Raw genomic sequence first — 6,283 nt, forward strand, 5'->3', positions numbered from 1 at the left:
AATTTAGACTTACTCAGCAAACGCTTTATCCTCACTGCAAAAGCAACACCTATAGAGTTACAAGCTTCCTAAAGAGATATCCCAAGATCACCAAAAGCTGGGATGAGCCCAAAACGCTTGACCATCTAGGGTAGGAAGGTTGGTGGTGTCGGGATATGGATAAGGAGACACATACCAGTAAGGTTCTGGATAGCCCGTGTCTCCAGGCGATAACCCAACCCCGACCGTCAATGGATGCCCGTTTTTGGTACCGGGAATCGTAATCAGCGTTGCGATATCAAGGTGATGGGGCCAAATGTGGATCGCTGAAGCATTCTCGTTAGTGGCAACGATTGTCTGAAGTAGCCGATCAGTCGTGATGTAGTAATCTGTTAATTCGCGCAATGCCAACGTTTGACTGGCATCAAAAGATGCACCATGAGCAAGAGGATGATCGGGAAAGTCATTCGGTGGATAGTCTAAAAACACAATCTTGCTGGCATCTGCACCGAGTTTATAAACCTCTTGCTGGAGCCAGTTCAGCCCTTCTAGCATGGTCTTTCCATGTAATGGCAAAGATGCGATCGCGTCATTGTGATGATCGATCAAGATTAATGTGAGGCTGACAGGTTCTAGTGCGACTTGAAAGGGTTGATCTGCTTGAATAGCTGATCCAACAAACGCTTCTAAAACTGAACTCCATCCAAAACTGGTGTGGCTGTCGTCTGGTAAAGGTTCTGCCAATGCCGCACTCGTTGCGGCAATATATTGAACGGCATAGTGCAATTGCAGTCTGCTTTCGATGAGTTCTTGAGGGTTAATTTTTTCGGTCATTGTTTCTAATTTCATCGTCATCACCATTGGTTAATCAGTTTGTTGTTCTCCGTTTGGTTGGTGAGTGCTACCCACCGGGTTACATTCATTCTTCAGCGATCGCCCCATCTACACCACTCAAGTTCTTTGAGTGAAGACGCAACTTAATCGTTTTACATGGAGGCAAGCAGCAGGAGGGTACTACAGCGATCGCATATCACTTTGTTGCATTTGCTATCCTTACCCCTTAAACTTCCATTGTCACTTCAATGCAGTCACTTCAATGAGTCCGCTGCAATATCAAAAACAGTTGAGGTTGATGGAAGCCCGTCGTCTAATGCTGATCGAAAACGTCGATGTAACCAATGCGGCTTATCAAGTTGGGTATGAGAGTGCCTCACAATTTAGCCGTGAATATTCTCGTATGTTCGGGATGTCACCCATTAAGGATATTGGACAGTTACGTAAAGTCTAAATAGGGGAGTCGCTGATCCATCTTTATCAGTGAAACCTTTGGCATGAGAGAAAGGCGCGGTATGCTTGAGGGGAAATTTCATGCTGCTCCTTTACACCATCGGCTAATCCATGAATTCCAACCCATCAAAATCTGGACGGGGGAGATCTGCTTCTGGGCGAGTTCGAGGAGTCATCCTGTCGCCTCAAGGATGGCAGAGGTTTCAGACGGCAAAACAGCAGGCAGAATCTGATGAAATCTGGGGAAAGCACTTCACCCAGGAAGATTTGAGCGATCGCACTGGACTCTCCCTCAATACCCTTTCCCGCCTTTTTAAACGCGAACAGGGGGTCGATCGCCAGTCGGTGGAGTATCTCTTTCGGGCGTTTGGGTTGGAATTAACACAGTCAGATCTTACGTCCCCAGTTGCAGCTAATGAAGCGCCGGAACCCCGACGAGCAGATTTTTACCAGGACTGGGACACGGCGGTAGATGCCTCGGTGTTTTATGGGCGTGAGGCAGAACTGGCGCAACTGTGGCAGTGGGTCGTGTCTGAGCGCTGTCGTGTGGTCGGGTTGTTGGGCATTGGCGGCATGGGCAAAAGTACGATCGCGGTCAAAGCTGCCCTTCAGATGCAGACAGAGTTTGAGATCGTCGTGTGGCGATCGCTTGCCAACGCGCTACCGCTGGATGAACTTCTGTCGAGCCTGCTGAAGTTTCTCATGCCGCTCTATGGGGACGATCCGATCATCCCCACCACGCTCGATCAGCAGCTTTCCAAACTGATGCAATATCTGCGATCGCGTCGGTGTTTATTGATTCTGGATAATGCTGAAACCATTTTGCAGTGCGAGTCGGTAGGACAATGGCGATTAGGTTATGAAGGGTACGGACAGTTGCTCAGAGCCATTGGCGAAGCGTCTCACCAAAGCTGTTTGTTGCTGACCAGTCGAGAAAAACCACGGGAAATGGCGCTGATGGAAGGCGCACAGGTGCTCGTGCGATCGCTATCCTTAGGTGGACTAACACCTGATGATGGACGCGCCATCTTTCGGCAAAAAGGAGCGTTTACAGGCTCAGAAGCAGAATGGCAGACGTTGATCCAGCACTATGGCGGTAATCCGCTGGCGCTAAAACTGGTAGCAAGCGCAATTCAGGATTTGTATAACGGCAGCATTGGCGAGGTAATACCCTATCTCAGTCAGGGATTGGCTGTATTTGAAGACATCCGCGATGTGCTGGAGCGTCAGTTCGATCGCCTCTCCGAAGCTGAACAGAAAATCCTGTTCTGGTTTGCTATTCATCGAGAACCCGTCTCGATCTCAGACATTCGAGAAAATGTGGTTGATCCTGCTGCTCAGCAACGTGTACCCAATCTCGTCAATGCGCTACTCCGGCGATCGTTGCTCGAAAAAAGTGATGGGTTATTCTTCTTGCAACCTGTGGTGATGGAATATGTTACAGAACGCTTTGTGCAGCAGATCTGTATCGAATTTGAGACGCAGGAGCTGAACGTTTGGCAAACGCACTCCTTACTGCGAGTACAAGCAAAAGATTACATTCGAGAGATTCAAACGCGATTAATTGTGCAGCCTGTGATGGAACGGCTATTGTCTCGCTTTGGCAGTGTAGGGGCGATCGAGGCACAAGCAAGGCATATATTAACGCAACAGGGGAAGCAACCAGGGTACATTGCAGGCAACCTGATTAACCTGCTGGTGCAGTTTCAAGTGGACTTACGCGGTTCAGATTTTTCTGGTCTTGTGGTGCAGCAAGCCGACTTGCAGCAGGTCGATTTAGCCGGGGTCAATTTTCAGAATGCCACGTTTGCTAAGTCCATCTTTTCTGAAGTATTCAGTATTGCCATGTCAGTCGCTCTGAGCCCAGACGGACAGATGATGGCAGTGGGCGATTCCATTGGCAACATCTATCTCTGGAATCTCACCACAACCCAACTCTTAGCCACCTTTGAAGGACACATCGGCTGGGTTTGGTCGGTTGCTTTTAGTCCAGATGGCACTCTGCTAGCCAGCGGCAGTACGGATAGTTCTGTGCGCTTGTGGGATGTCCAGAGTGGGCAATGCTTGCAGGTGATCACAGAGCATACACGTAGCGTTCGGGCAGTGAGTTTTAGTCCTGATAGCCAGCAGTTAGCAAGTGCTAGTGAAGACAAAACGGTGCGCTTATGGAATTTGCAAGGGCAGTGTCTCCGTATTTTAAAGGGACACTCCCAGAGCGTTTATTCTGTCCACTTCGCTCCGGATCAGCAAACCTTAGCTAGCAGCAGTAATGATGCAACGATTCGGATTTGGGAGGTGAGTAATGGTCGCTGCTTGAGTATCTTACAGGGGCATACCAGTGGGGTTCAGTGTGTGCGCTACAGCCCGAATGGTCAACTGTTAGCGAGTGGCTGTCGGGATGGCTCGATTCGACTGTGGAGCGGTTATCTGCCTCATAATCCATCGTCGAAGCCTAGTACCATAACTTCCAGTGCCAAGCCATTACAGGGACATACCGACTGGGTTTGGAACATTGCCTTTAGCCCAGATGGTCAGTGGTTAGCCAGTGCCAGCCTCGATAGTACGCTGCGCCTTTGGAGTGTTCCGGACGGGCAACCCATTCATGTGCTTAAGGGTCATACCCATGATGTTTACGGACTTGCTATCAGTGCCGATAGTCAATTGTTAGTCAGTACAGGAAAAGACTATACAGTGCGGCTCTGGGATTTACAAGGCGGACAGAACCTGAAAACGTTGCGTGGATATATCGGTGGGATTCACTCCCTGAGCCTCAGTTCAGATAACCAAATGCTGGCTAGTGGCGGACAGAGTGAAACGATTCACGTGTGGCGTGTGCAACGAGATCGCGATCGCTCGCAACTTCACCCCTACAAAACCTTTTCTAGTCCGACCCGTCGGATATCACCCTTCACCAACGTCAGCTTCAGTTCTAATAATCAAACAGTCGCGATCAATCGACACGATGAGTCGATCGCCCTATGGAATACCGAAACTGGACACGTCGATCAATGGTCAGCACACAGCGCATCCATCTGGACAATTTTGTTTAGCCCAACAGGACAAATTTTGGCAAGCAGTAGTTATGATTGCACCGTACGACTGTGGGATGTGCAAACGCATCAGTGTTTGCATGTATTGCGCGGACATGAGAGCGGTATTCGCGCAATCGCGTTTGACCCCAGCGGTCAACGGTTAGCAAGTGGCAGTTTTGATCTCACCATTCGCATATGGGATGTGCAAACTGGAGAATGTCTAAAAGTTTTGCAGGGGCATATCGGTGCAGTTTTCTCACTCGCGTTTGACCCCAGCGGTCGATTCCTGGCAAGTGGCAGTCATGACCAGACCGTTCGATTATGGGATGTACAAACTGGGGAATGTCTGAAAGTTTTGCAGGGGCATACAGGAGCCATCTGGACAGTCGCCATCTGTTCTAATGCTCGATTCTTGGCAAGTGGTGGTGATGATCAAACGATTCGACTATGGGATCTGCAAACGGGGCATTGCCTTCACATCCTGGATGAACATAGCGGTTGGGTGCGGTCAGTTGTCTTTAGCTCTGACGGTCAAATCCTATTTAGTGGTAGCAACGATCGCACGATTAAGCTATGGGACGTGCAGACAGGACGCTGTATCAGCACGTTGACGGTCGATCGCCTCTATGAAGGCATGAACATTCAAGGTGCAACGGGGTTGACGGTCGCTCAAAAGTCTACCCTTAAAGCATTAGGGGCAACTGGACATTAAAGCAATTGCCTCCCTACTCAGCACATTCTCTTTTTCTCGATCGCCTCTAACAACTGACCAAAGGCGTTGAGCGATCGCGCTCTTTCCTCATTCACAAGTTGGTCAAGTTCATCTAAAGCAAGTTCTCTCGCTCCGTTCGCCAGAATTTTTTCAACTTGTTCATTGTCAGTCAAACTGGTGGGCAATAGAGAAACCTCACGATACAGTTCTAGGGTTGATGGCGATAGCATGATCACGGTTTCAGGAGCCGCTAGCATCTGAAGATAATGCCATGCGGATTCAGGTGAAATATCTGTGCAATCCCACACCAGACGCAACGGCTTTGCCCCTTCAGGAAGCGATCGCCAACGTTCACATTGACAAAGCTGACGATAGTGCTGGTACAGCAGCTTGGCTTGCATCAGGCTGAAGGATGTTTTTGAGTTAGCAATGAGTGGATCAATCACTGCATCCAAACGCCCCATTGAAACACTGACAAAACAAACCACATCACTGACCGATTCTCCTTGTTGAACCAGTCTCTCTAGCCCCCTCAGATACGCATCAAATACCTGCTGATACCCATCTGGAGAAAACACCAGCGTTGCATTTACATTGATGCGATCGCCAATTAATTGGGTAATCACTGGCAACATCAATGGAGTTGCTGGAATTCTCAGCAACAAATTACTCCATCCAACGGAACACCAGATTTTTTGTGCGGCGGCGATCGCGGTTTCAGGCTGAAGCAGTGTGTCAGGCGGCAGATCGACCTGGACGTAGCCATCCCGTCCTTGCGTCTGAGAATGGACTGGTTTCAGCAAATCAGCCGCTAATTGCAGATCTCGCACAACCAAATAGTCATAATCCGATTGTGCAGTCTGGCTCATCCCTTTCTGCGCCAGTGTCGTGAGGTCGCGATCGTACTCCTGTCCTTCAATTGCCGCTTGCAAGTTTCTAAAGTTTGATCGGGCACCCCTTAAACCATCTTCCTCAATGTATTGCTGCAACTCACCCCGACTAATCCAACCTCGCTCAAGTCCATCGAGCCAAACGGATTGTCCACAGCGCCGGAGTGATTGCAACAGGTTCATAGCGACGAACTTCACGAGGAAGATTCAAACATCTATAAACCAGTCTGCAAAACTGCTTCAAATTTCACCACTCAAGATCCCTCAGTTAAGCGTCAATATAATTAACTTGCTGCTAATACCCCGTTTCTCTAAAAAGAGGCTACAGATGGAAGGGCACCCCGCGTCGCGGGGTGCCCTTCCATCTGTAGCCCTAATTTTTG

3 protein-coding genes and 1 pseudogene are annotated in these 6,283 nt (G+C 49.2%); 2 read left to right on the plus strand and 2 right to left on the minus strand.

The genetic code is table 11. The annotated features are described in order from the left end of the window. Nucleotides 1-87 precede the first annotated feature (87 nt). On the minus strand, nucleotides 88-828 hold the full coding sequence (locus H6G00_RS27550; protein ID WP_190799174.1) for a hypothetical protein: 741 nt from the start codon (nucleotides 826-828) through the stop codon (nucleotides 88-90). Between the two features lie 214 nt (nucleotides 829-1,042). Between H6G00_RS27550 and H6G00_RS27555 the strand changes: the two are divergent. Beyond that, nucleotides 1,043-1,267: pseudogene (locus tag H6G00_RS27555) on the plus strand (AraC family transcriptional regulator); the annotation flags it as partial. Nucleotides 1,268-1,377: 110 nt separating this feature from the next. Further along, nucleotides 1,378-5,010 carry an NB-ARC domain-containing protein gene (locus tag H6G00_RS27560; RefSeq protein ID WP_190799176.1) on the plus strand — a complete coding sequence of 1,211 codons (3,633 nt, stop codon included), beginning with the start codon at nucleotides 1,378-1,380 and terminating at the stop codon, nucleotides 5,008-5,010. Between the two features lie 17 nt (nucleotides 5,011-5,027). On the opposite strand, the gene H6G00_RS27565 is transcribed toward H6G00_RS27560, so the two are convergent. Continuing rightward, entirely contained in the window at nucleotides 5,028-6,083 is a 1,056-nt protein-coding gene (locus tag H6G00_RS27565; protein ID WP_190799177.1) for a transaldolase family protein, read from the minus strand. Nucleotides 6,084-6,283: the final 200 nt, after the last annotated feature.

It is taken from the genome of Leptolyngbya sp. FACHB-541, from assembly GCF_014695875.1.
GTDB lineage: Bacteria > Cyanobacteriota > Cyanobacteriia > Elainellales > Elainellaceae > JAAUTN01.

Bases quoted from the DNA above. Each gene is read 5' to 3' on its own strand.
- H6G00_RS27550 (WP_190799174.1), bottom strand. From the start codon at position 828: ATGAAATTAGAAACAATGACCGAAAAAATTAACCCTCAAGAACTCATC.
- H6G00_RS27560 (WP_190799176.1), top strand. From the start codon at position 1,378: ATGAATTCCAACCCATCAAAATCTGGACGGGGGAGATCTGCTTCTGGG.
- H6G00_RS27565 (WP_190799177.1), bottom strand. From the start codon at position 6,083: ATGAACCTGTTGCAATCACTCCGGCGCTGTGGACAATCCGTTTGGCTC.